Raw genomic sequence first — 25,615 nt, 5'->3', positions numbered from 1 at the left:
ATCAACTAAGCCAATTTCAACTAATACGCTGTCGGTAACGATAAGTGCTTTGCTTAGCTCTTTGTTTGCTAGCTCTGCGCCTAGAGATTGAATTGCGTTTTGACCCATAAGCGTCATTGGAGGCATGTAAAATACGCTGCTCATAATATTTCCTTTATTTTTAAAGTTTAAAATCAAATTTTTAAATAAAAAGCTGGATAGATTGAGAATAAAAAATTGACTAAAAGCACTTGCTGTAATGGGCTGTGCTCAATCGATGGAGCAGAGTTTACTCTTTCCATTTGAAATGATAATTAGCTTAAATTGAAAATTATTTTTACCAAATAGTAATAATTAGCTTGCAGTTATTTACTATTTGTTGAGGGGAGAGCGAAAGCTTGATTCAGGTAACAGAGATTATATGCCTGTGCTAACAGGCAATATAAAGGGCGAATTGGCTGGTGATGACTTGTTAGCTACATCGAGTAACCAATGCTAATAACGGCAGATTCTGTAGCGGAGTTATAACCTGCACCGACAACAAAATGCTTACCAATGACATACCTTAAGCCGAGTTCAGCTCCCCATTTGGTGTCTTTATCGGTTTCCCATACGGGCTCGGCACCAACTACGTAAGGCACAATGTTAGTAGTAGAAGAATACTCGGTGGTATAGGCGGTTGCGCCGCCATAAAGGCTTAGCTCGCGAGTAAGACTGTAACTAATACCAAAGCGCCACAGTGAGTCTTGAGTGTAGGCTTCTCCTGGTGGCTCAACATATACATCTTCTTTTTTGCTCTGAGCATAGCCAATGTAGTAACCCCAATCGGCGTAGTCTCTATCATAATGGCGAGGGGCGAAAGTCACGCCGTACATATCTTCTGCTGCTGGAATATAGTCTAAAGTTATAGCCATAACCGGAGTGGGCTTGGTGTCGGGTTCAAGCGAGAAATCGTTAGCCATAGCACTTAAGCTGGTAAGGCTTATTAAACAAGCTATCAATAATTTGTTCATGGTTTACTCTATGCTTGGCGAAGATATGGTCATAGATTGTTGTGAATCTTTAGTTTACAGTCAACCAACAGTGCTAAAATGCCTGAATTAATAGATATTTGTAACTGCCTTGCTTTGAGCTTTTTAGCGTGATGTAAGTAAGGTTTAAATAGCATGTTGCGCAATTAAATGCGTAAAGGAGAAAGGTTTTGGATCAGGAGTTGCGAACAGGGATTGCCCATTGGTTAACTAAAGTCGGCATCGATACTCAGCCTTCAGACGGTATATCTAGTGCGATTATGGTCATTGCGTGTCTAGTAATTGCTTTTGCGGCTTATTTCTTTGTTAAACGTGGTGTTGTCACCACCATGAACCTAGTGATCCAGCGTTCGAAAGCGCACTGGGACGACATTTTTATGCGCCATCAAGTATTAGAGAAGATGGCGGTCATGGTGCCGATTCTAATCTTGAATATTTTAATGCCGTTGGCACTGAACGACCATAAGGTGCTTAGCAGTTTAAGTGATCGCTTACTCGATGTGACGATAGTTGTGCTATTTGTGCGGGCGATATATAGCTCGTTAGATGCAGCCAATGAGATTGCGGATTACAACTTAGTCAGTCGTCGTTTACCAATTAAGAGCTTTGTGCAGTTGGCAAAACTGTTTATGTTCTTTGTCGCGATTATCATTTCGATATCAGTATTAGCTGACCAGTCGCCGGTATATTTCTTAAGTGGTTTAGGTGTCGCGACCGGTTTGGTGATGTTGGTGTTTAGAGACACCATTTTGGGTTTTGTCGCAGGTATTCAGTTGGCTGCTAACCGCATGGTGAGCCCAGGTGACTGGATTGAAATGGATAATTACGGCGCAAACGGTACAGTTGAAGAGGTGTCACTAACCACAGTTAAAGTGCGTAACTTTGACCAAACTCTAACTATGTTGCCAGCCTACTCGCTAGTGTCAGGCTCATTTAGAAACTGGCGCGGTATGTCAGAATCTGGTGGTCGTAGAATCAAGCGCGCGGTGCAGATTGATATTCAGTCGGTACGCTTTTTAACAGAGCATGATATGCGTAGCTTGAGTAAAATCAATTATCTAAAGGATTATTTCTCGGCGAAGTCTGCAGAAATCATTACCTATAATGCGCAAGTTGAAGATGCAGACATGTATGTAAATAGTCGCCATTTGACTAACTTGGGTACCTTTAGGGCTTATATCCAAGAGTATTTAACTCAGCATGACAAGATCCATAAAGATATGACGCTAATGGTGCGTCAGTTAGCACCAACAGAATTGGGTGTACCAATTGAGCTATACATCTTTACTAACGATACTCGCTGGGAATTTTATGAAGGGATTCAGGCAGATATTTTTGATCATATTTTTGCCATCTTGCCTGAGTTCGATTTACGAGTTTATCAAGGTCCAACAGGCGCAGATATTCGTAGTTTGCGACGCTAGTGGCGAATCATGCTAAATAAAAAGCCAGCTTTAAGCTGGCTTTTTATTAGTGCAAAGAGGTAAGGATGATTAGCTTTCGCGAGAAACTAAAATTGCCGCCAACGCCACAAATACACCACCGCTGGTGCGGTCAAACCAATGCAGTTTATTACTCGATTTTAGCGTAGGCCCGAGTATGTTAGCCATGCTGGCGTAAATCATCACAAAGCTAAAATCGACTACTGCCCAAGTGGCAGCTAAAATCGCCAGTTGTGGCCCTTGCGGTGCGCTGATATCAATAAATTGCGGAAACAGCGCGGCAAAAAAGAGTAGATCTTTGGGGTTACTAATTCCGACAAAAAAAGCCTGTTTAAATAGTTGTTTAGGCGTACCTTTCCCTTCAATGTTTTTTAGCTCTAAGCCTTTACCATCACCCTTAGTCAGTAAGAGTTTAACCCCTAAAAATAGCAGGTAAGCTGCGCCACACCATTTTAAAATAGTGAAGCCATATTCCGTGGCACTGAGTAATGCTCCTAAGCCCGCTGCGGATGCCATCATCAGTATTAGTGCGGAAGTGACACTGCCAAAAGCGGTAGCAACACTGCGGCTTTTACCGTAATGAATGCCGTGGCCCATGGACAAAACAGCCATAGTGCCCGGTGATACGGCAATTAATAAGATGGCAAAAAGGTATAGCAGCCAGGTATCGAAGCTCATAAGATTTTATACAATTTTAAAAGAGTGGCAGCACTATAGCTGCCAGTCATTATTTAGGCAATCGCCGCAGGAGATTACTAAAGGGTAAAGTCAGGAATGACTTTAGGGTGGCGGCCTTCAACGGAACGGTAAAACTCAACTAGTGGCTGCATATCTTGCACAATATCGCCGCTCGGGGTGATGCCTTTGTCTATGACGATGGTTTTTTTGCCAAAATCTAAGCCTACCGCAACAATTGGCACTTGGGCTTTATTAGCAATATGGTAAAAGCCAGTTTTCCAGCGAGTGACCGGGCTGCGAGTACCCTCAGGCGCTAAAGCTAAGTTGAAACTAGGATTGGTTTTAAACATTTCTGCCACGGCATCGACAAGGTTATTGCTTTTGCGTCTATCCACTGGGGTGCCACCTATGGCTTTAAAGAACCAACCCCAAGGTGGAATAAATAGCTGATGCTTACCTAAGAAGTTAATTTTTACGCCTAATACACCGCGGGCAATAACGCCAATAACAAAATCCCAGTTACTGGTATGAGGCGCAACAATGGCGATGAATTGGCTATCTTTAGGCAATTCGCCAGCGATCTTCCAGCCCATGAGCTTAAATAGCCCCTTGCAAAATAATTGAAACATATAGTGAAAACCTTCCGGCCTTTTCTGTGAGTATTGCTGTTTTCCGTCGCTTTAGCCAATTGCTAGCTTTGATAACTGACAAGACGACATATGAATAATTGCGGTATAGTACACGCAATAAAGCCAGACTGGAGAGTGGCAATGTTTAAAAAAGCAATCAGTGTCCTATTGTTGTGCTTAGCTTTTAATGTAAATGCTGTACCAACAGATGAAATTGCGAATATCTTGGCTGAACAAGAAGCTGCATGGAACCGTGGCGACATAGATGGCTATATGAAAGGCTACTGGAATAACGAAAAAATGCGCTTCGTATCTAATGGCAAATTTCGTTATGGCTGGGTTGAAACCTTAGCCGCTTATAAGAAGCATTATCCAGATAAGGCAACCCTAGGCACGCTGACATTCACCATTAAAGAAACCAAAATGCTCAGTAACTATGCTGCGATAGTCGTTGGTCGCTGGTCGCTAGAGCGCGCTAAAGATAATCCAAATGGCGTGTTTACCTTATTGGTCGAAAAGATTGATGACCGCTGGGTTATCACCCATGACCATACGTCAGACTAGCGCGATATAGCTTAGGATTATTTCATTAGTTTGCGCTTAAGCTGCATGATTTTCGCTCCCTGATAATATAAACTTATATTATGTATTCCTTAAGGAAATAACATGGCTTTTCTTATTCCCGCTGCTGTTTTAGTTGTAGGTATATTGTATCTGGTTAAGCATGCTGAATTTAGTCAGCCTGAAAAGAGTGAAGATACTAAGTAAGCTGCTAGAACTTCTTGTAAAACAGCCGCTTAAACTAATGATTTAAAGCTTTTGTTTGTGGTCACAGTTTGACTAACTCTGCAATTGTTGTGATTCGATAACAAACTCATCTCGGCCTAAATTCCGACCTTTGCCGTCATATCTCACTTCTGTGAAATGCATCTTTCCTTGTCGATCTTTTAAAATAATGCTGGTTGAGCGAGTGCCGTATTCTTCATGTTGGATATAAATCGATGATAGGTGGCGCTCCCACTCTAAACTTACACCTGTAGTTGGTAACTCGCTATCTGGGGCTTGGGTGTTATCGGTCATAATCGATAGCAAGGCATCGATATCAGGTGTGGAGTGGCTATTGATGTGCTGCTCGATAGCTTGGGTGCCGCGAGCCATTTTCGGCCATATTTCATCAAGCGCACCATTACTAATTGCATGAAAGCCGGCAGATAACGGCGTCAGTAGCTTATTACGGCTATCAAAGCACTGCAGCTGATGCTCATCACCAAAGAGTAAGTTAAACGGATTATAGAACTGACTGTAGCGCTGTAACCAATCTTCATTAGTGCTTTCTTCGGTTAGTGCTTTTAACACTAATTCGCCGCGGCTCTGCATATCAATTTGGTTTAATTCTGGGTCGCGAATATTGGTTAGCCCTGCAAACTTGCCCTGCTGATTTACCCCTAACCAAGTACCGCCGGCTTGCAGATCTTTGCCAGCGAGTATTGGACTTGGACCAGGCCAAAAATGAGCGGGTTCAGTAGGGCGGTGATGAAATTCGTCGCGATTAGCGCAGATAATAAGTGGAAATTGCGGGTGTGTTTGTAAGGCTACAAAAAGGATGCACATAAGCGCCACTCCAAACCAAGTCATGGATATAGATTAATGCCCATGACTTGGAAAAGCTAGCGGGAGTAATGGCTAATGATGGTGCTTATGCTCATCATGTTTATGTTGGCCGTGATCGTGGTCATGATCATGATGGTGTGGCTTTGCTTTTACTAACATTAAGCGGCTTAAGAACTTGCGCGGCCCAAGGCGTAGCAAGCTGGTAGCAAATAAGATTGCTACAAGAATTAAGCAGAAATTGTTTACGCTGGCTGGTAAATGCACTAAAGCCTGCCATTTCGGATGCAACATCTCGATGGCACCAAGCAGCGCAATTAGCAGTGCAAACAAACTCGCCTTTTGGCTCCAATTCATCAGTTTTAACTGGGCTAAATTGAAAATTGGTGCGGCAATTAGTGGCAGCATGACCGCCGTGGTTGTCCAGCCGCTGTAAGCCAGTGACAAAGACAATACCGCTGCGCCTAAATTACAAAAACGCATTGGTAAAAATACCAATAACAGCACTATAACTTGCACTAGTGGGCTAGATAACGGTACCGCTGGGTGACCAATTAAATTTGCTAACACTAAGCTCAATAGAATCCAAGGTGCACTGCGATCAACTAAATGGGCAAACCCAAATCGCCATGCAGAATCTGGTAAATATTCATGAGGATCTGTGGGTTCTACACGGCATCGCGTTAGTTGCCAGCCAATAGCTAAAACCGATACTGCCTGCAATAGAGCAAACATAGGTCCGAGCAATAAACCTGTAATCACAATGGCTTCAGGGCCAAGTAAACGTTGTAACCACAAGCGACTAAGCTGTTGGTTATGCGGCGTTAGACCAAAATGAAAGCGTAAGCTTGCCACTGCATAAGCAATTAACAACACTGGCGCAATCGTTAGCATCCAATCAAGCAAGTGTTCGGTTGAGTGGCTATGATGGTGGTGATCGTGGCCGCCAGAATCCATCATCAACAGCAAGGCGAGTAAGATAATGCCGAATATGCTGCCGATACCAGCTTGATATTCAAACTTGCCTTGTTTGTCAGTATCAGGCGAGCCGTGAGGCTGATGTAGCACCACATGTAAAATCGAGCCTGTTACAAACGCTTGTAAGTAAACTGTATTTTCTAGGCTTAAGTGCGACAGTAATTGCTCTCCGGCAAAGTAACCAAAGCCTGTTAGCGCCATCATTGCGGCGAGTACGGCCATGGCCCAGCGACTACCTAATTGCGGCTTGAGCAACCACCAAATTGCTACGCCCACAGGGAGTCGATGTAATATGATGCCCAGCGCTAATAGCGGAGAGTTGCCTTCTTGCTGCGCCAAAACCATTGCGCCACCATCAGTGATGGTATGCAGTAGTAAACCACCAATACCTAAGAATAGAGTTAGGTTATGGGTGACCTCTGAATAACGGTGAAATAGGCGTTCACTGAGTGTCGGCCCCCAAATACCGATAATGACGAATACGATCGCCAAAAAGCCACCGTGCTCCAGTAATTCCGGCAGAATATGGAGTAGCACTAATCCACCCAGTGACACGAATATAAATCCGTCTAGGCCTTTTTGTAGACCGTTGCCTTCCGAGAAAAATCGGTAAAACAGCGGACCTAATAATAGTGCGATACAACTAGCTAAGAGATACAGCATTGAATTCCAAATTAAACTGGCAGCGCGTAAAAAACGCCATAGTATACCAGTGTTGTTGCTAATTAGCAGAGTGCAATGTTGAATTTACATTGATATTCAGTCTTAGCTAATTGAACAATATTGTGAACTTTTAGGGTGCAATTTGGTGTCCATTTGTTAGTTTAGCTGTAAAACACTATAGAATAATGTGTTTATGGCAGATAGATGGGAATTACGATGGACACTTTTTCAGCGGCAGTCATGTTATTTCTTATTATGGACCCGTTGGGGAACCTACCGATTTTCGCTTCTATACTGCGTCATATTGAGCCGAAGAAGCGGCGTATGGTGTTGATTAGAGAATTAATCATCGCGCTGGTTATTATGATGCTGTTTCTGTTTGCCGGTGAAGCGATATTGAGTTTTTTAAATCTGCGTACAGAGTCTGTCAGTATTGCCGGTGGCATTATCTTATTCTTAATTGCCATTCGAATGATCTTCCCACAACCTGGCGGTGTAGTCGGTCTCGCTGCCGGTGAAGAGCCGTTTATTGTGCCAATGGCAATTCCTTTGATGGCCGGTCCATCTGTTTTAGCAGCGTTAATTTTACTGGCGCACACTGATAACTCACGGATGTTTGATTGGACTATTGCGCTCGTGTCTGCCTGGGGTGTAAGCGCGGTGATCTTACTCTTCTACAAACTGTTTACTAAAGTGTTGGGCGAGAAAGGCTTAACTGCGGTAGAGCGGTTAATGGGCATGGTATTAGTGATGATCTCGGTGCAGATGTTCCTAGACGGCATAGCGAACTATATCAGCCACACAGGAATGACTCACTAAAAGAGTAGAGTAATAAAAACGCCCATTAAAATGGGCGTTTTTATTTAGTCTTAAGCTAACTGCTCAATCGCTTGCTGCGCGGCGGGTAGAAACACTTCACTTACGACTAGTTGCTCGGTTTCATACTGGAAGTAGCGCCGACGTCCCCAAAGTGGCTTGTCGACCTCTTGATTGAGGGATTTTGCTAGTTTGGCGATTTTTGTGCAGGCCTCAAAATGGGCGACTTCAATTTTACCTGGGGTAAATTCATCGGCAGAATACAGTAGCTCGCCTAAAGGTCTTACCCCAAGGCCAAGAAATTCTTGCTGTTTCTTTTCCAGCAAGTCGCCGGGGATTAAAGTTCTAGCAAATACCCATGGAGTGCCGTCTAAGATTAACAACACTTCTCTGATCCACATTTTCTGGCTAGTAAAAGATTGCTCCAACGGCGCTAGCGTGTCTTCGCCTAGGACTTTGACCTCAAAATGAGTACATTGCTTTTTAAGTTTTTTAGTTAAACTGCATGTGCTCAATAACCAGTCCTGAAAAGGTTGCTGGGGCAAGTTGGTGATTTGTTCTGGTGAAAACCATTCGATTGATTCACCATAAGGAAAGCTTAACCTAGTCACAGTCATCTAATTCTCGGTACAATACAGCAAACCGAAGCAGTCTAGCACGCTCATGCCGCTGCAGGTAGCTATTGTCAGCGATGAAAAAAGTGCAGACAGTGCAGCATAGGGATTAAGTACATCAAATATAAACAAGGGGATCAGTTTTAAGATGAATCGAATAATCGCCGTATTACTGATTGCGTTATGTAGTAGCTTTAGTGTGACTGCCGCCGATAAGCAAGAGCTGGCAGAATACGCTTACTATGGTTTTGAGCCTGAAATAGTGACTAACTATATTTCTAACAGAAAGAAATTAGGTTACGTCAGAATTAGTGTTGAGTTGATGGTGAAAAAGCCAGAGCAATTGGTGAGCCTAGAGCGACACGATCCATTATTAAGGGCTGCCATTGTCGAAATTTTGGGAAATCAGACTGAAGACAAGGTGAAGTCATTAACGGGTAAAGAAGAGATCCGCCGCGAATGCTATGAAAAGATAAATCAACTTTTAGAGCAGGAAACTGGCCAGCCTTTAGTGGTTAATTTACTCTTTACTAAATATTTATACGATTAAACAAAGCGCAGATACTAAAGGTATCTGCTTTAGGTGCCGACGCGTTAACTCATGACTTATAAATCAAAATCTGCAGCAAGCAAGCCTAATAAGACTTCGGCACCTAAACGCGCGACAAATAGTCAAAGCAAAAAAGCAGTAAACAACAAATCTGTAAAAGCGCAGCCAAGTAAGAGTTTGCATCCTAGAAACTTACATAATAATGGTTATGATTTTCCCGCATTAGTCGCTGCTTTACCTGCATTAAAGCCGTTCGTTAAGCCAAATCCGTTTGGTAATCTGTCGATAGATTTTGCTAACCCGCAAGCGGTAAAGCTGCTTAATAGCGCCTTATTAAAACTGCATTACGGTGTTGAGCATTGGGATATTCCGCAGGGCTTCTTGTGTCCGCCAATTCCAGGGCGTGCAGACTATATTCATTACATTGCAGATCTACTGGCAGTAAAGAAAACCAATAAAAAGCGTGTGCCAAAAGGCCCACGAGTTAAAGCGTTAGATATCGGCACCGGCGCTAATGCGATTTATCCATTGCTGGGGATCCAGTCATACGGTTGGGACTTTGTTGCTAGCGATGTCGATCCGCTTTCAATTGCAAATGCCGAGCGGATCTTTACGGCTAATCCAACAATAACTGACAAGTTTACAGCTCGTTTGCAAGCCAATCCCAAACATGTTTTCGCCGGCATAATTAAAGATAGCGATCGGTTTGATATTACTCTGTGTAATCCGCCGTTTCATGCTTCACTGGCAGAGGCTAGCGCGGGCACAACGCGCAAGCTACAAAACCTTGCTGCCAACAAAGTCGCTAAAGGTACTGTTAAATCAAATCCGAAAGTAAATGCTAAAGCAGCTGATAGCGTGCTTAACTTTGGTGGTCAAAAGGCTGAGTTATGGTGCGATGGCGGCGAGCAAGCGTTTCTAAGTATCATGATTAATGAAAGCCAACAATTTGCTGCTCAGTGTTTATGGTTTACTACCTTAGTGTCTAAAAAAGAAAACCTTAAACCAGCTAAAGCGCTGTTGAGCCAAGTTAAAGCGTTAGAAGTGCAAGAAATCGAGATGCATCAAGGCAACAAGATCACCCGCATATTAGCCTGGACTTTTATGAGCGCACAGCAAAGAGAACTTTGGCAGCAATATCGAGATGCGCATTGCTAAGCAAGTTCATCAATTAAATAACTTTTTAACTCATTTCAAAAATGCCTAATCCTCTTCTAGACTAAAAGAGTGTTACTTTTCTATATTGGGCACTATTGTGAATTTTAAACTGGAAAACTTGCTAGTTGAATTAGAGTTGTACTTGCAAAAGCCTGAGGTGCGTAGCTCCTATACCGAGTTAGAGCGCTTAATTAGCGACGACTTTATTGAGTTTGCGGCTACAGGTTGCAGTTTTGGTAAAGATGAAGTGCTAGCAAGGCTGCCTGATGAACGTTCACCCACTATTGAGACCAGTCAGTTTGCCGTTCGCGAACTAATTGAAGGTGTCTGCCAAGTGACTTACCGGGCGAAATTAAAAAAAGCTGATGACAACGTCACCAGCTTTTCTATTCGCAGTTCAATCTGGCGCAAGCATCGAGAACTTTGGCAAATCGTGTTTCACCAAGGTACGCCATGCAAACCTTTTTAATTGCAGCTTAGTTGCCATTCCATAACAGCTTGCCACAATCCGTTAAGTCATAACCGCCAAGTGTTGCAGCTAATTGCTGAGTTTGCGGCTCTGCCAGTAAGTTAAATAACCGCTGTAACTGACGTCTAAAGTAAATGCCTTGTGGCATAACGAAGTCAAAAGACTCAGTCACTAGCGGCACAAAGCTTAAACCACTTTCAAGCGCTACTGACTGACAACCAAAGCCAATATCAGCGTTGTTACGCGCAATATAACCAGCAAGTTCACGTTCACTTTGCGCAACGATGTTTGAGTTTAGCTCTTCAAAAGAAGCGCCTTGCTTCATCAACCATTGTTCAAGGTGTTGTTGACTACCCGCACCTGCTTGGCGAGCTACCCAGCGCCAAGATTGCTGCGACACTTTGTCCAACTCTTGGCAGCGATGATGCATATCAGGGCGCATCATTAAGCCTTGTTTACGGGTATATCCATGCACCATCACCCATTGTTGATGGTTAGCGTAACCTTGTAATAGCGCTGGGTGACGCACGCTACGTTCTTCAACACTGCCCCAATGCAAAGTACATACGTCGGCGTAGCCGCGTGAAAGTAAGTCTAGACCTAGGCGAGAGCCAGTAGAGCTGTAACTGATCAGTTCACTTTTACCTACTTGCGACATCATACGTGCAACCAGCATAGACAGTAGCGGGTCATCGCTACCAGTAATATGCATACGATCAGACAACATGCCGCTATGACAAGAGTCCATTACCCATCTGTCGATTAGGATTTTTGGAAACAACCATTTACCAGTGATTTTTGTCGCTGGAAGAATGCGATCATTGGCCATTGAGTAGACTTTTTTCTCATTAAGATCTAGATACTCAGAGACCTGCTTGGCACTCATGTAGATCAGGTCAGTTGGCTCAGTCATTATTATTCCTTGTTGCGCATGTCATACTTGTAATTAAGGCTATTTGATTAAGAAAGTGCATCAAATTCTATGTTCTCTGCGCCATTGTAAATTAAGAAATGGCGGCCTTTGGCGCGAGCAATCATGGTGATCCCTAGCTTCTGTGCTAGCTCTAAGCCCATCTGTGTTGCACCACTGCGAGACAACACCACAGGAATGCCCATCTTAGCGACTTTAATTACCATTTCAGAGGTGAGGCGGCCAGTGGTATAAAACAGCTTATCGTTGCCGTTATCTTGGTTTAACCACATTTCACCGGCCAGAGTATCTACCGCATTGTGACGGCCAACATCTTCAACAAAACCAACTATTTGATCTTGATGACAAAGGCCGCAGCCGTGTACTGCGCCGGCATTTTTATAGGTTTCATTGTAAGCGCTGATGTTTTTCAACAGGCTATAAATCATGCTCTGTTTTAATTCTGGTTTTGGCAGGTTGATATCATCCAGACCTGTCATAAAGTCGCCGTAAACAGTACCTTGACCACAGCCTGTAGTAACTGTTTTTTCCGACAACTTATCATCTAAATTTTCAATTTCCTCTGCTGTCAGAATGGCTGCCGAATTAACATCCCAGTCAACAATGACAGATTCGAGTTTAGTGATGTCAGAGATAAATCCTTGGTTTTTAAGGTATCCAAGAGAAAGTGCCTCAGCACGTGCCCCTAAAGTCATCAAGGTAACAATAGGTTGCCAGTTTAGATAAACCGTTAGCGGGCGTTCACATGCAATAAATTTATCTACTTTTTCGCCATTCTCATTGATCGCTGTGACCGCAATAGTAAGCGGAACGTCGGTATTGGTTTTTATCAACTTTGGATTGCTTTTGTATGCAGTCATAGGTCTCATCATCTGTTAAAAGAAAGCGTTGCCTTCAGTCCTAAGCAATATCTATACCTAAATGAATAGGGAGTTAAAGTTTGTTATAGATCACAGTTTGCTTGCTAGAGTCGTCCATTTATGTCCTATTGCTAATTGCTATTTAGACAAAATGTCCTAGTCTTTGGATGGAATGTTTGATCCAGTTCAAACTATTTTGGCTTTAGCTAATGGCACACATATTGCTTCAATTGGGGAGAGTATTTAATTAACTGGTCTGCTATAGCAGCAACCACCTCAGGCAAGACGGAGACTGAATGCAACATACCGAAAGCCAATGGCCAATGTACGTTTCTCTTAAGAAGAGTGAGAAACTAGTCGGAAGATGGACCTCAGTACAGTGGGAAGTCGACCAAATGCTTCCTGCTACCCACGCCGCACCTGCAGGTGCCCACTTAATTCTACTTGAACTGCATAAAGATGAGCGCGGTAGCTACCGTATCAACATTGATATGGATAACGCCATGCTTTACATCGTCTGTGACGAAACTGAAGACGGTGAGTGGAAGCCTGTTGCTATTTCTGCAGACCAAAATGTTGCTGCAGGTTGCTTAGAGGCTGATACGCCAGTACTGAATATCCCAATGCCAAAGGCAATTGCTTGCTGGATTGAGGCTTTTATCACTCGTCACGGCGAAGTGGAAATTTGCGCCCATCGTCGTAAGCACGTTAACCGTCGCAAAAACCAAGGTCCAAGCACCGACCATACGGCAGACCGACTATGAGCGGCTTTTTATCTCGCTGGAACTTGCGTAAGCAGCAAGTAGAAGAGAAAGGCGAAGCTGAGGTTGCTGCGGCTGAAGCTGCGGCGCAAAAAGAAGCGGAAGCACTTGCTGCACAAAAGCAAGCTGAAGCATCGCAATCAGTTGAGCAAGAGCCGCAAGCAACAGAGCAAACCCAAGTTGAAGCTCCAGCAGAAAAAATCTTAACTGCCGAAGACTTACCTGATCCAGAGAAAATTGAGGTTGGCGGTAGTTTTGCTAGCTTCATGGGAGCCAACGTCGATCCAGCAGCTAAATCTGCAGCGTTAAAAGCGCTCTGGAAACAACCGCATTACAGTGAAATAGATGGCTTACTTGAATACGCACTAGATTACAGTAATCAGCCGCTATTAACGCCTGATGTGTCGGCAGAGATTGCCAAAAAAGTCTTCCGTCACATGGTTAAAGATAACGACGAAGAAACACCAGAACAAGACGAGTTAGCCCCATCAGATGAGATGATTGCGGCTGAAAAATCTGCTCAAAATGAAGCTGTTAATGATGCAGAACCGGTATCGGACATTTTGGACGGTCATCAAAACGCCTTGTCCCAAAATGAACCAGAAAATAGCGATGGCTCTACTGGCAAAGTTGTTTAACGTCACTATAGAGTGTTTTTAATTCCATAAATTTGGTATGTGAATTGCTGTATTAGTGGGTAATAAAAAGCTGATGCCAGTATAGGCATGATGAGAACAGCGATACTCGTATACAGAAGCAGCCAAAGAACTGTTCAGGAACGCAATGTGAGCAATAGTGAAACACAAGTCGGACTCAAAGAGGTTCGTCAAAAGGTCCTTGCTGGAACTCAGGTGATCCAAAACCTGATCCCACCGACCGTAAGCTACACCACCGAGGGTAACGTACTGGTTATCGGTCCGGAAGACTTGGCGCGTTTGGCTGCAGACAAATTGTCTAATATGGGCAAGTGTGCAATTTTAGCTAACGAACCAATTACTAGCCAGGATGAAGAGCACCTTGAAAAAGTAATGACTGCTGCAGAAGACGTAGAAAGTTATTACAACAAGTTAATTGAAATCAAAGGTTTCTTAGGCCAGTTCCAAGTTAAAGTTGAACATGAGAATGGCAGCGCTGAGCTAAGTACTGTTGCGATTCGTAAAGCTCACTTCGACCTTATCCTTGATTTAAGCATGAGCCCTTGTATCAACCTAGAGATGTTGCCGCCAGGCTACTTCTACGTTGGTCAAGACCAAGCTAAGCTAGATGACGCGCTTGAGCAGTTACCTGATCTTATTGGTTCATTCGATAAGCCACGCTACGTTAAAGTAAACAGCGATTTATGTGCTCACAACCGTAACGGTAACGAAGGCTGTACACGTTGTTTGAACTTCTGCCCAGCAGATGCGATTGCTAGCGTGCAAAAGAAAATTGAAATCGATCCTTACCTTTGTCATGGCGCAGGTAGCTGTACCAATGCTTGCCCAACAGGTGCGATTAGCTACGATTTACCAACGCCACAAGCGATGCACACTTACTTGCAAAAGTTAGTTACTAGCTTCCGCTCGCAAGCGCAAACAGCACCTGTGATTTTATTCCATGATATGGGTAAAGGTGCAGATCTAGTGACTGAGGCGTTAGCTGGCGAAATCATTCCTATTGAATTGGAAGAAATCACCGTTGCTAGCATGGATCACTGGATGTCTGCTCTAGCTTGGGGTGCACGCCAAATTCTAGTGCTACAAACTGATGCAACAGCGCCTACGTTGACGCAAATGTTGAAAGGTGAATTGTCATTAGCCAACTCGATTTTAGACGAGATGGGCCAACCACAACGCATTAGTTTGATCACTGAAGCTCATTTAACAGAAGCCGGTGCGCAAGAGCTTTCAGAGCTGTTGATTACCAGTGCTAGCTGGCCAGTGATTGTGCCTGCTGAGTTTGCTGCAACCAACAAGCGTGAAACGATTTACAACGCCATCGATCATCTTAATGAACAAGCTGCATCAGTAGATACATGCTTGTCGCAAAGCAATATTCCTTACGGCCAAGTTAGCGTAAACACAGATAACTGTACCTTGTGTATGTCATGTGTGGCGACTTGTCCTACATGGGCATTAACCGATGGCGGCGATCGCCCTGCGTTGCACTTTGTAGAGCAAGATTGTGTGCAGTGTGGTTTATGTGAAGCTGCCTGTCCTGAGAAAGTCATCAGCTTAACGCCTCAGGTCAATTTCGATAAAGCTGCGCGTCAGGCGCGTCAAACCCTGCATGAGGAAGCCCCGTTCGAATGTATTACTTGCGGCACACCGTTCGCAACGCAATCCATGGTGAAGCGGATGTTAGATGTGGTAGGAACCCACAGCGCCTTCAGTGCCAACACAGATCGTTTAAAAATGTGTGGTGACTGTCGAGTGAAAGACATGTTTGAAGACATTCTTCAAGATCCTGAAAAGCAATTGCGATAAGAGTTTAACCATGACCGAATTAGTAAGAGAAGTTTCAGAAAACGATCAGCTTAGAGCCGATATTTATCAGTTGCTAGCTGCATTACTGCGTCGTCAGCCAAGCCCAGAGCTACTTGCGTTTCTTTCAGGCTTGGAAATTGATGCCGATGACGACAGCGCGATGACTAAAGCATGGGTGAGCCTAAAGTTGGCTGCTCAGCAATTTAGCGAAGAACAGCTTGAAGATGAGTACTTCAATGTATTCCTTGGTGTAGGTAGTGGTGAAATTCTACCTTACGGTAGTTGGTTTATGACGGGGTCTTTAATGGACAAGCCGTTAGCGCTGCTGCGTAACGACCTAATGCAATTAGGCTTTGAGCGCGAAGAAGAAGTTAAAGAGCCAGAAGATCACGTTGCAGCTTTATGTGAAGTAATGGGTATTTTGATTTTAGAAGCACCTGGCTACCGTCAACTAGCGTTCTACCAGCGTCATATTGGTAGCTGGATTGCTCGTTTCTGCGACAACCTAGCTAAAGCACCAAGTGCCGCGTTTTATGCAACGGTTGCCCAGTTGGCGAAAGAGTTCTTTGTTATCGAAGCCAAAGAGTTTGAACAGCTAAGTTTAGATATTCCAGTTAATTGCCCAGGCAGCGAAGCTGAGAATGTCGAAAAAATTGAACCATCTACCAACGAATTAGCGTCTTAATCGCTGTCGGTATTGGTTTGAATATATGTCAGCTCAGTGCTTAAGCCTTAATGGCATAAAGCCTGAGCTGATGTAGACAAATCTAGGAGTCCTTTCAATTGGAGCCTAACAAGAACTGGATAGAGAGCCGAATTATCACTTTTTATCTTAATTTCAGTAAATCTAAGGAGACACTATGAAGAAGCAAGCTTCCGACATGAGCCGTCGTCAATTGCTAAAAGCATTGGCCATCGGTGGTGCGGCTGGCGCAGTTGCAACTGCAAGTGGACAAGCTCTTGCTGCAGAACCTGAAGTCGCACCTGTTGCGAAAAAAGGTAGCGGCTACCAAGAGTCTGACCATGTTCGTAGTTATTACGACACACTGCGCAGTAAATAATTAAAGGAGAGTGTGATGCGATTAACCCGCAAAACAGACCAAGCTGCAGCAAGCAACAAAGCAGTTTTAGGTTTAAACCGTCGCCAATTCCTCAAGTCCGCGAGCCTCGCGACAGGCGGTATTGCAGCGGCATCAATGCTAGGCGCAGGAATGATGCGCAAAGCTGAAGCAAAAGATATTCCCCACGACACCCCCACCGAAACTAAACGTACCATCTGTTCTCACTGCTCTGTAGGCTGTGGTGTTTATGCCGAAGTTCAAAATGGCGTATGGACAGGTCAGGAGCCAGCATTCGATCACCCATTTAATGCGGGTGGCCACTGTGCAAAAGGTGCTGCTTTACGCGAGCATGGTCATGGTGAAAAGCGTCTTAAGTATCCAATGAAGTTAGAAGGCGGTAAGTGGAAGCGTCTTTCATGGGATCAAGCAATTGAAGAAGTGGGTCAACAAGCACTAGATATTCGTAAAGAATCGGGTCCAGACTCGGTATTCTTCATGGGTAGTGCCAAGTTCTCAAACGAACAAGCATATATGTACCGCAAATTTGCGGCGATGTGGGGCACTAACAATGTCGACCACTCAGCCCGTATTTGTCACTCTACCACTGTGGCCGGTGTTGCTAACACTTGGGGCTATGGTGCGCAAACCAACTCTTTCAACGATATCCGTAACGCGAAAGCGATGATGTTTATCGGCTCAAACCCTTGTGAAGCTCACCCTGTTGCAATGCAACATATCTTGGAAGGTAAAGAGCGCGGCGCGAAAATTATCGTTGTCGACCCTCGTTTCACCCGAACTGCAGCTAAGTCTGACGAGTTCGTGCATATTCGTCCTGGTACGGATATTCCTTTCATTTATGGCTTGCTATGGCACATCTTCGAAAATGGTTGGGAAGATCAAACCTTTATCGACCAACGTGTATACGGTATGGAACGTATCCGTGAAGAGGTGAAGAAGTATCCGCCTGCTGAAGTAGCTAACATTGTTGGCGCAACTGAAGAGCAAATGTTCCGCGTAGCGAAGCTACTGGCTGAAACTAAGCCTGGCACCGTTGTTTGGTGTATGGGTGGTACTCAGCATCACGTAGGTAATGCCAACACTCGTGCTTACTGTATCTTGCAGCTAGCGCTAGGTAACATGGGCGTGTCTGGTGGCGGTACTAACATTTTCCGTGGTCACGATAACGTACAGGGCGCAACCGACTTCGGTTTATTGTTCGATACGCTACCGGGTTACTACGGTCTTAAGACGGGTTCTTGGAAGCATTGGTGTAACGTTTGGGACTTGGATTATGAATGGGTTAAGAGCCGTTTCGACCAAGAGCAGCGTTTAGGCCAAGATCCAATGACTTCAACAGGTATCCCATGTTCACGCTGGCATGATGGTGTACTAGAAGACAAATCTAAGATCGCTCAGAAAGACAATATTCATATGGCGTTTTTCTGGGGTCAATCAGTTAATACTGAAACCCGTGGCCGTGAAGTGCGTGAAGCACTTAACAAGATGAAAACTGTGGTAGTTGTGGATCCGTTCCCAACTATGGCGGGTGTCATGCATGAACGTACCGATGGCGTTTACTTGCTACCTGCTGCAACTCAGTTTGAAACTTATGGTTCGGTTTCAGCTTCAAACCGTTCTCTACAATGGCGCTCGCAAGTTATTGAGCCATTATTCGAGTCTAAGCCTGACCATGTGATCATGTACAAGCTAGCGAAGAAATGGGGCGTCGAGAAAGAGTTCTGTAAGCATATTCAAGTTAATGGTGACGAGCCGTTGATTGAAGATATGACTCGCGAGTACAACAAAGGTATGTGGACCATTGGTTACACGGGCCAAAGCCCAGAGCGTTTGAAGATGCACCAAGAAAACTGGGGTACATTCGATATTCAATCGCTAGAGGCGCCGGGCGGCCCAGCGAAAGGTGAGACTTATGGTCTACCTTGGCCATGTTGGGGTACTCCAGAAATGAAGCACCCGGGCACACAGATCCTATACCGCACTGGTCGTGAAGTTAAGTACGGTGGTGGTAACTTCCGTGCACGTTATGGTGTTGAGCACAACGGCAACAATATCTTGGCCGAAGGTTCTTACTCGAAAGGCAGTGAAATTAAAGACGGTTATCCTGAGTTTACCGACAAGATGCTTAAGCAGCTTGGCTGGTGGGATGATCTAACTGCTGAAGAGAAAGCGGCAGCTGAAGGTAAAAACTGGAAAACCGATATTTCTGGTGGTATTCAGCGTGTGGCGATTGATCATGGTTGTATTCCTTACGGTAACGCAAAAGCGCGTTGTATCGTATGGAACTTCCCAGATGATATCCCATTACACCGTGAGCCACTTTATACGCCTCGTCGTGACTTGGTTGCTAAGTACCCAACTTATGAAGACCGTATGGTTGCTCGTCTTCCTACCCTGTATAAATCAATTCAGGATCAGGATTTCAGTAAAGGCTTCCCATTAATTATTACTACTGGCCGTTTGGTTGAGTACGAAGGTGGTGGTGAGGAAACGCGTTCAAATCCATGGCTTGCTGAGCTACAGCAAGAGATGTTTATCGAGATCAATCCAGCTGATGCTGCTGATCGCGGTATTCGTGATGGTGACGACGTGTTCGTTCATAGTCCAGAAGGTGCCAAGATCACCGTTAAGGCTATGGTCATTCCACGAGTTGTACCAGGCGAATGTTTCATGCCATATCACTTCGCGGGTGTATTCGAAGGCAAGAGCCTAGAGAAGAACTACCCAGAAGGAACAGTTCCTTACGTGATTGGTGAAGCTGCCAATACCGTAATGACCTATGGTTATGATGTTGTGACCCAGATGCAAGAGACGAAAGTGAGCTTGTGTCAGGTCAGCAAAGCCTAATTAACTTGATGAGGAGATAAGCCATTATGGCAGTCATGAAATTCTTATGTGACACCAAGCGCTGCATCGAGTGTAACGGTTGCGTCACAGCATGTAAAAACGAAAACGCCTCAGCCATTGGCTGGGGGATCCAACGTCGTCGTGTAGTTACTCTACATGATGGTGAGCCAGGTGAAGCGTCAATTTCAGTGGCATGTATGCACTGTACTGACGCACCTTGTATGGCTGTTTGCCCTGCAGATTGCTTCTATCGTACTGAAGATGGCATCGTACTGCACAACAAAGAAACTTGTATCGGTTGTGGTTACTGTTTCTATGCTTGTCCATTCGGTGCACCTCAGTTTCCGCAGAAGGATGCTTTTGGTAGTCGCGGTAAAATGGACAAATGTACTTTCTGTGCAGGTGGTCCGGAGCCAGACTTCTCAGAAGCAGAGCGTAAGCTTTATGGTGCAAACCGTATTGCGGAAGGCAAGCTACCTATGTGTGCTGAGCTTTGTGCAACTAAAGCACTGCTAGCGGGTGATGCGGGTGTGGTATCTGATATCTACCGCGAACGTACAGCTGCAAGAGGCGCGCCGGGTACCATTTGGGGTTACACCCCAACAACTGGTTAGTCAGGCTGAGTAGGGCTGAAACCTTGGTTTCAGCCCAATAAAGGAGTGAATATGTTTATCAAGTCACTGCGCAGCCTGTTTGTAATGCTAGTTATTCCATTGGTGTTATCAATGGGGTTGGGACTAAGCGCTTCAGCAATGGCGGCGGATGATCAATCGAGTCAGCAGCAAGCTGTACAAACCAGCGATGCCGATCTTTGGCGCGCGGTTAAAGCAGGCGAATCTGGCTACACTGTTGCAAAAGGTGTTGAGACGGGTGTTTTAATTAACGTCGTAGGTAACGAAGGTGAAATTGTAAGGAACCAGTATTTAACTCCAGTGATGGGGATTACTGTTGTCGGCGTATTTGCGGCATTCTTATTCTTTTATCTGGTGAATGGCCCCTCAAAATTGAGCAAAGGCTTTTCAGGCAAAATGGTCCTACGCTGGTCAAAAGCAGATCTATGGATCCATTGGGTAATGGCGACTTCATGTTTGGCGCTAATATTCACGGGTCTTAACATCATGCTAGGTAAGCACGTACTGCAACCGTATATTGGAGAGGGCCTTTGGGCTGCACTGATTTATGGCAGTAAAACTATACATGACTGGGTTGGACCGATCTTTATCGTGTCTTGGCTGTTATGTGTGGTTAAGTGGATGCCAATGCAGACGTTCAAGATGTATGACTTAAAGTGGTTCTTAGTGGTTGGTGGTTACGTCAACTTCGGTCCATTCAAGGGTCAGCATCCTGATAGCGGATTTGCTAACGCTGGTGAAAAATTATGGTTTTGGAGCTTAACCCTGTTCGGTTTGTTTATTGCCGCATCAGGACTCATGCTTGTATTGCCGGGATTAGATCTACCACGTGAAGCATCAATGGCTGCACTACTCATTCACTCAATTAGCGCGGTAATTATTATCGCATTTACTATCGTACATATTTGGATGGCGACAGTGCTAAGTGAAGGTGGTATGGAGTGTATGGTATCTGGATATTGCGATGAAAATTGGGCTGTCCAGCACCACAACGTTTGGTACGATGAAATGAGAGATAGCAACAGCATAGTTTATAAAGACTAATCTTTGCTTAAGCTCATAATTGAAATGCCTCGACATAGTCGGGGCATTTTTGTTTTTAGCTTATAAGCGAAGATTGTTATCCATTCACCTTTCATTTTTAGTCTTATTTGATAAAAAACTTTATTATCAGTGGCTTACATTAGGTAGGTCTCCATTAGGATCTTAGTGCTTATATTGGGAGCCTTTTGGTTTGTTGTTTTTTGGTGATAAATCTGTGTTAGTTAGGTCCGCTTATATGAGTTGCGATACTGGCTTTAAATAGGATTTTGTATAAGAAATATTCCTAGGCAATGGCAAATGTTAATAATTAGCATTTATATAAGCAAACCCTTTAATGTTTTGTATTTGTTAAATTTTAAATGAGGTTCAACCGTCTAATCACCTGTGCTATTTTGATTTACTACACAGTTTTTTGGCTTTTAAATATGCGCCAGTTAACACTTTGGCGGATCCTCCCCTAAAAGTCGAAATCTAACCTATCTCAGATCAATTTTTCCTAAAGTAAATTTCTTTATATTAGCCGGGTAATTTTGTTGGATACCTCTAATAAGTAAACAATTTTTACATTGTGGATCATTGGTTTAACAACTGGTGCTCGGCACTGTAAATAACCGCATTATTAGACTTATCTTATTTTTCTGTAATTAGAGTATTCCTTTCTTCCAGGAGTAAAAATGAACAAGCAACAGCCTGATCTGAACCGCAGATCTTTGCTGAAAGCACTAACCATTGGCGGCACCGCAAGTGTTGCTATCGCCGCAACTGGCGTGAGTGTTGCTCAAGCAAGTGAAACTAAAGTCAGTTCAAAGAATGACAATGGCTATCATGAAACTGCGCATATTCGCAGTTATTACAACAGCTTACGCGGATAGTTTAGGAGAATTTAAGCGATGAAGTTAACTCGCAAATCCAACGCGGCTCCAACCGTAGAGAAAAAAACTCTAGGTCTTAGCCGTCGTCAATTTATGAAGCAAGCAGGTATCACATCTGGTGGTATTGCAGCCGCTTCTTTCTTAGGTACTGGCATGATGCGTCGTGCTGAAGCCAAAGATATCCCACATGATGCACCAACTGAAATTAAGCGTACCGTATGTAGTGCATGTGCGGTAGGTTGTGGTCTTTATGCTGAAGTACAAAATGGCGTGTGGACTGGTCAAGAGCCAGCTTTCGATCACCCATTCAACGCTGGTGGTCACTGTGCTAAAGGTGCTGCATTGCGTGAACATGGTCACGGTGAAAAGCGTCTTAAGTACCCAATGAAACTTGTTGATGGCAAGTGGAAAAAACTATCTTGGGAGCAAGCTTTCAATGAAGTTGGCGACCAAATGCAGACTATTCGTAAAGAATCTGGTCCTGACTCTGTTTACTTCATGGGTAGTGCTAAGTTCTCGAACGAAGGCTGCTACATGTATCGTAAATTTGCAGCAATGTGGGGCACCAACAACGTCGACCACTCAGCTCGTATTTGTCACTCTACCACTGTAGCCGGTGTTGCTAACACTTGGGGTTACGGTGCGCAAACTAACTCTTTTAACGACATTCAAAATGCTAATGCAATCTTCTTCATCGGGGCAAACCCTGCTGAAGCGCATCCAGTTGCAATGCAGCATATCTTGATCGCTAAAGAGAAGAACAACGCTAAATTAATCGTGGTTGACCCACGCTTCTCACGCACAGCTGCTCACGCAGATCTGCACTGTGGTCTGCGTCCTGGTACGGATATTCCATTCATCTACGGTATGCTTTGGCACATCTTCGAAAACGGTTGGGAAGATAAGACATTTATCGAACAACGTGTATTCGAAATGGATACTATCCGTGAAGAAGTGAAGAAGTTCCCACCTAAAGAAGTTGAGAACATCACTGGTTGCACCGAAGAAGAAGTTTACCAAGCTGCTAAGTTAATGGCCGACAATCGTCCAGGTACAGTTGTTTGGTGTATGGGTGGTACTCAGCATCACGTAGGTAATGCTAACACTCGTGCTTACTGTATCCTGCAGCTAGCCCTAGGTAACATGGGTGTGTCTGGTGGCGGTACTAACATCTTCCGTGGTCACGATAACGTACAGGGTGCAACTGACTTAGGTCTATTGTTCGATACGCTACCAGGTTACTACGGTCTGAAGACGGGTTCTTGGAAGCACTGGTGTAACGTTTGGGACCTAGATTACGGTTGGGTTAAAGATCGTTTCGACCAGAACTCTTACCTAGGCCGCATTCCAATGAACACCCCAGGTATCCCTTGTTCTCGTTGGCATGATGGTGTGTTAGAAACACCTGAAAAACTAGCGCAGAAAGATCGTGTTCGTATGGCGTTCTTCTGGGGTCAATCAGTTAACACTGAAACTCGTCAGCGTGACGTACGTGATGCACTTGATCAAATGGATACCGTAGTTGTTGTGGATCCATTCCCAACAATGGCTGGCGTAATGCACCGTCGTAAGAATGGCGTTTACCTATTACCTGCAGCGACTCAGTTCGAAACTCAAGGTTCTGTGTCTAACTCTGGCCGTTCACAGCAATGGCGTGAGCAGGTGATTCAGCCTCTATTCGAATCTAAGACTGACCTTGAGATCATGTACCGTCTATCGCAAAAGCTTGGTTTTGCTGATGAGTACACTAAGCGTATTGCTAAAGACGCCAATGACGTTCTAGTAATTGAAGACATTACTCGCGAAATTAACCGCGGTATGTGGACCATTGGTATGTCTGGCCAAAGCCCTGAGCGTTTGAAGCTACATACTCAAAACTGGGGTACATTTAGCAACAAGACACTTGAAGCTGCAGGTGGTCCTGCTAAAGGTGAAACTTATGGTCTACCTTGGCCATGTTGGGGAACGCCAGAGCAGAAGCATCCAGGTACTCAAATCCTTTATAACACAAACAAACACGTACTTGAGGGCGGCGGTAATTTCCGTGCTCGTTACGGTGTTGAGTATAAAGGTAAGAACCTACTTGCTGAAGGTAGCTACTCTAAAGGCGCTGAAATCCAAGACGGTTACCCAGAGTTCACTGCTGACATGCTGAAGCAACTTGGCTGGTGGGACGACCTAACTGCGGCTGAAAAAGCTGAAGCTGAAGGTAAGAACTGGAAGACAGATATTTCTGGTGGTATCCAACGTGTGGCTATGAAGCACGGTTGTATTCCATTCGGTAACGCTAAAGCACGTTGTATTGTTTGGACATTCCCAGACGAAGTACCTGTGCATCGTGAGCCGCTATACACGCCACGTCGTGATTTAGTGTCTAAGTACCCGACATACGCTGATATGCAAGTGCACCGTCTACCAACACTGTACAAGACTATTCAAGATATAGACTCAGCAGCTAAGTACCCGCTAGGTCTTACTTCTGGTCGTTTAGTTGAGTACGAAGGTGGTGGTGAAGAGTCGCGTTCAAACCCATGGTTGGCAGAACTTCAACAAGAGATGTTTGTTGAAATCAACCCAGCTGATGCGGCTGATCGCAGCATTCGTGACGGCGATACAGTATGGCTAGAAGGTGCTGAAGGTGGTCGTATTAAGATTAAGGCAATGGTTACTCCACGCGTTAAGCCCGGTGTTACTTGGATGCCTTATCACTTTGCGGGTGAGATGCATGGCGAAAGCTTAGCACCTAACTACCCAGAAGGTACGGTTCCTTACGTTATTGGTGAATCAGCTAACACTGCATTGACTTACGGTTATGACCCTGTGACTCAGATGCAGGAAACCAAAGCATCGCTTTGTCAGATCACTAAAGCCTAAGTGCAGAATTAGCTAGGAGAATTGCCAGAATGGCTACAATGAAATTTTTATGTGATACCAAGCGCTGCATCGAGTGTAACGGTTGTGTCACTGCATGTAAGAACGAAAACGACTCTGCTTTAGAGTGGGGTATCCAACGCCGTCGTGTTGTTACTATCAATGACGGTGTTAAAGGCGAAGCATCTATCTCAGTAGCATGTATGCACTGTAGCGATGCACCTTGTATGGCGGTTTGTCCTGCAAACTGTTTCTACAAGACAGAAGACGGCATCGTACTGCACGACAAAGATACTTGTATCGGTTGTGGTTACTGCCTATACGCTTGCCCATTTGGCGCGCCACAGTTCCCTAAATCAGGTGCTTTCGGTGCTCGCGGTAAGATGGACAAGTGTACTTTCTGTGCCGGCGGCCCAGAAGAGAACTTCTCTGATGCAGAGCGTCAGAAGTACGGTGCAAACCGTATCGCTGAAGGCAAGCTACCTATGTGTGCTGAGTTGTGTGCAACTAAGGCGCTATTAGCGGGTGACGCAGAAGTTGTTTCTGCCATCTTCCGTGAGCGTGTTGCATACCGTGGTTCTAACAAAAATGTTTGGGGCTAAGCCTTAAATATTGAGTTAGTCCATAATCGCTGCAAG

25 protein-coding genes are annotated in these 25,615 nt (G+C 44.6%); 17 read left to right on the top strand and 8 right to left on the bottom strand.

Going from position 1 to position 25,615, the window contains the following annotated elements; translation table 11 throughout:
- Positions 1-455: 455 nt before the first annotated feature.
- A complete protein-coding gene (locus L2740_RS07140; protein WP_248949390.1) occupies positions 456-992 on the bottom strand; it encodes a TonB-dependent receptor in 537 nt (178 codons plus the stop codon).
- 188 nt (positions 993-1,180) lie between these two features.
- Here L2740_RS07140 and L2740_RS07135 point away from each other — a divergent pair, with 188 nt between their 5' ends.
- A complete protein-coding gene (locus L2740_RS07135; protein WP_248949389.1) occupies positions 1,181-2,434 on the top strand; it encodes a mechanosensitive ion channel family protein in 1,254 nt (417 codons plus the stop codon).
- A 69-nt stretch (positions 2,435-2,503) separates the two neighbouring features.
- Here L2740_RS07135 and L2740_RS07130 read toward each other — a convergent pair whose 3' ends face one another.
- Both L2740_RS07130 and L2740_RS07125 read right to left on the bottom strand, forming a co-directional pair.
- The gene (locus tag L2740_RS07130) at positions 2,504-3,130 is read right to left on the bottom strand and encodes a LysE family translocator (protein WP_248949388.1); all 627 of its coding nucleotides are present in this window, start codon (positions 3,128-3,130) and stop codon (positions 2,504-2,506) included.
- A gap of 77 nt (positions 3,131-3,207) precedes the next feature.
- Positions 3,208-3,759, bottom strand: coding sequence for a lysophospholipid acyltransferase family protein (locus L2740_RS07125; RefSeq protein WP_248949387.1), 552 nt, complete (start codon positions 3,757-3,759; stop codon positions 3,208-3,210).
- Between the two features lie 141 nt (positions 3,760-3,900).
- Here L2740_RS07125 and L2740_RS07120 point away from each other — a divergent pair, with 141 nt between their 5' ends.
- Entirely contained in the window at positions 3,901-4,323 is a 423-nt protein-coding gene (locus tag L2740_RS07120) for a YybH family protein (RefSeq protein ID WP_248949386.1), read from the top strand.
- A 276-nt stretch (positions 4,324-4,599) separates the two neighbouring features.
- Here the strand turns inward: L2740_RS07120 and L2740_RS07115 are convergent, their stop codons facing one another.
- Together L2740_RS07115 and L2740_RS07110 are read right to left on the bottom strand one after the other, a co-directional pair.
- A complete protein-coding gene (locus L2740_RS07115) occupies positions 4,600-5,370 on the bottom strand; it encodes an NRDE family protein (protein WP_248949385.1) in 771 nt (256 codons plus the stop codon).
- A gap of 72 nt (positions 5,371-5,442) precedes the next feature.
- Positions 5,443-7,008, bottom strand: a complete 1,566-nt coding sequence (locus tag L2740_RS07110) for a metal transporter (RefSeq protein WP_248949384.1) — start codon at positions 7,006-7,008, stop codon at positions 5,443-5,445.
- A 216-nt stretch (positions 7,009-7,224) separates the two neighbouring features.
- Between L2740_RS07110 and L2740_RS07105 the strand changes: the two genes are divergently transcribed.
- A complete protein-coding gene (locus tag L2740_RS07105) occupies positions 7,225-7,827 on the top strand; it encodes a YhgN family NAAT transporter (RefSeq protein ID WP_248949383.1) in 603 nt (200 codons plus the stop codon).
- A 50-nt stretch (positions 7,828-7,877) separates the two neighbouring features.
- Here the strand turns inward: L2740_RS07105 and L2740_RS07100 are convergent, their stop codons facing one another.
- A complete protein-coding gene (locus L2740_RS07100) occupies positions 7,878-8,441 on the bottom strand; it encodes a chorismate--pyruvate lyase family protein (RefSeq protein ID WP_248949382.1) in 564 nt (187 codons plus the stop codon).
- Positions 8,442-8,586: 145 nt separating this feature from the next.
- Here L2740_RS07100 and L2740_RS07095 point away from each other — a divergent pair, with 145 nt between their 5' ends.
- The 3 genes from L2740_RS07095 (at position 8,587) to L2740_RS07085 (ending at position 10,615) form a co-directional block, all read left to right on the top strand.
- Positions 8,587-8,988, top strand: a complete 402-nt coding sequence (locus L2740_RS07095) for a flagellar basal body-associated protein FliL (protein ID WP_248949381.1) — start codon at positions 8,587-8,589, stop codon at positions 8,986-8,988.
- Between the two features lie 51 nt (positions 8,989-9,039).
- A complete protein-coding gene (rlmF, locus tag L2740_RS07090; protein WP_248949380.1) occupies positions 9,040-10,146 on the top strand; it encodes a 23S rRNA (adenine(1618)-N(6))-methyltransferase RlmF in 1,107 nt (368 codons plus the stop codon).
- A 97-nt stretch (positions 10,147-10,243) separates the two neighbouring features.
- Positions 10,244-10,615: a nuclear transport factor 2 family protein gene (locus L2740_RS07085; protein WP_248470331.1), complete on the top strand. Its 372-nt coding sequence runs from the start codon at positions 10,244-10,246 to the stop codon at positions 10,613-10,615.
- Positions 10,616-10,622: 7 nt separating this feature from the next.
- On the opposite strand, the gene L2740_RS07080 is transcribed toward L2740_RS07085, so the two are convergent.
- The gene (locus L2740_RS07080) at positions 10,623-11,528 is read right to left on the bottom strand and encodes a helix-turn-helix transcriptional regulator (RefSeq protein WP_028766702.1); all 906 of its coding nucleotides are present in this window, start codon (positions 11,526-11,528) and stop codon (positions 10,623-10,625) included.
- Between the two features lie 47 nt (positions 11,529-11,575).
- Entirely contained in the window at positions 11,576-12,418 is an 843-nt protein-coding gene (locus L2740_RS07075; protein WP_420833512.1) for a formate dehydrogenase accessory sulfurtransferase FdhD, read from the bottom strand.
- 284 nt (positions 12,419-12,702) lie between these two features.
- Between L2740_RS07075 and L2740_RS07070 the strand changes: the two genes are divergently transcribed.
- From L2740_RS07070 to fdh3B (L2740_RS07020), 11 genes are all read left to right on the top strand, one after another.
- Positions 12,703-13,170 (top strand): DUF3305 domain-containing protein, encoded by a 468-nt coding sequence (locus tag L2740_RS07070; RefSeq protein WP_248949378.1) that lies wholly within the window; start codon positions 12,703-12,705, stop codon positions 13,168-13,170.
- Positions 13,167-13,805: a DUF3306 domain-containing protein gene (locus tag L2740_RS07065; RefSeq protein ID WP_248949377.1), complete on the top strand. Its 639-nt coding sequence runs from the start codon at positions 13,167-13,169 to the stop codon at positions 13,803-13,805. The genes L2740_RS07070 and L2740_RS07065 overlap by 4 nt, the downstream gene beginning before the upstream one ends.
- A gap of 147 nt (positions 13,806-13,952) precedes the next feature.
- The gene (locus L2740_RS07060) at positions 13,953-15,632 is read left to right on the top strand and encodes a 4Fe-4S binding protein (protein WP_248949376.1); all 1,680 of its coding nucleotides are present in this window, start codon (positions 13,953-13,955) and stop codon (positions 15,630-15,632) included.
- Between the two features lie 10 nt (positions 15,633-15,642).
- Positions 15,643-16,317 (top strand): TorD/DmsD family molecular chaperone, encoded by a 675-nt coding sequence (locus L2740_RS07055; RefSeq protein ID WP_248949375.1) that lies wholly within the window; start codon positions 15,643-15,645, stop codon positions 16,315-16,317.
- A 175-nt stretch (positions 16,318-16,492) separates the two neighbouring features.
- A complete protein-coding gene (locus L2740_RS07050) occupies positions 16,493-16,693 on the top strand; it encodes a twin-arginine translocation signal domain-containing protein (RefSeq protein WP_248470338.1) in 201 nt (66 codons plus the stop codon).
- Between the two features lie 15 nt (positions 16,694-16,708).
- Positions 16,709-19,558 (top strand): formate dehydrogenase subunit alpha, encoded by a 2,850-nt coding sequence (locus L2740_RS07045; RefSeq protein WP_248949374.1) that lies wholly within the window; start codon positions 16,709-16,711, stop codon positions 19,556-19,558.
- Positions 19,559-19,584: 26 nt separating this feature from the next.
- Entirely contained in the window at positions 19,585-20,172 is a 588-nt protein-coding gene (gene fdh3B / locus L2740_RS07040) for a formate dehydrogenase FDH3 subunit beta (protein ID WP_248949373.1), read from the top strand.
- Positions 20,173-20,223: 51 nt separating this feature from the next.
- Positions 20,224-21,234 carry a formate dehydrogenase subunit gamma gene (locus L2740_RS07035; protein WP_248949372.1) on the top strand — a complete coding sequence of 337 codons (1,011 nt, stop codon included), beginning with the start codon at positions 20,224-20,226 and terminating at the stop codon, positions 21,232-21,234.
- Positions 21,235-21,908: 674 nt separating this feature from the next.
- A complete protein-coding gene (locus tag L2740_RS07030) occupies positions 21,909-22,106 on the top strand; it encodes a twin-arginine translocation signal domain-containing protein (RefSeq protein WP_220762260.1) in 198 nt (65 codons plus the stop codon).
- An 18-nt stretch (positions 22,107-22,124) separates the two neighbouring features.
- On the top strand, positions 22,125-24,980 hold the full coding sequence (locus L2740_RS07025; RefSeq protein ID WP_248949371.1) for a formate dehydrogenase subunit alpha: 2,856 nt from the start codon (positions 22,125-22,127) through the stop codon (positions 24,978-24,980).
- Positions 24,981-25,009: 29 nt separating this feature from the next.
- Complete coding sequence (gene fdh3B, locus L2740_RS07020; RefSeq protein ID WP_248470344.1) at positions 25,010-25,579, top strand: formate dehydrogenase FDH3 subunit beta; 570 nt, start codon at positions 25,010-25,012, stop codon at positions 25,577-25,579.
- The last annotated feature ends 36 nt before the right edge of the window (positions 25,580-25,615 follow it).

Origin of the sequence: Shewanella pneumatophori, assembly GCF_023283895.1 — a bacterium.
GTDB classification, from domain to species: domain Bacteria; phylum Pseudomonadota; class Gammaproteobacteria; order Enterobacterales; family Shewanellaceae; genus Shewanella; species Shewanella pneumatophori.
The sequence above is the reverse complement of the archived record's forward strand: the minus strand, read 5'-3'. Positions and strand labels throughout refer to the sequence as shown.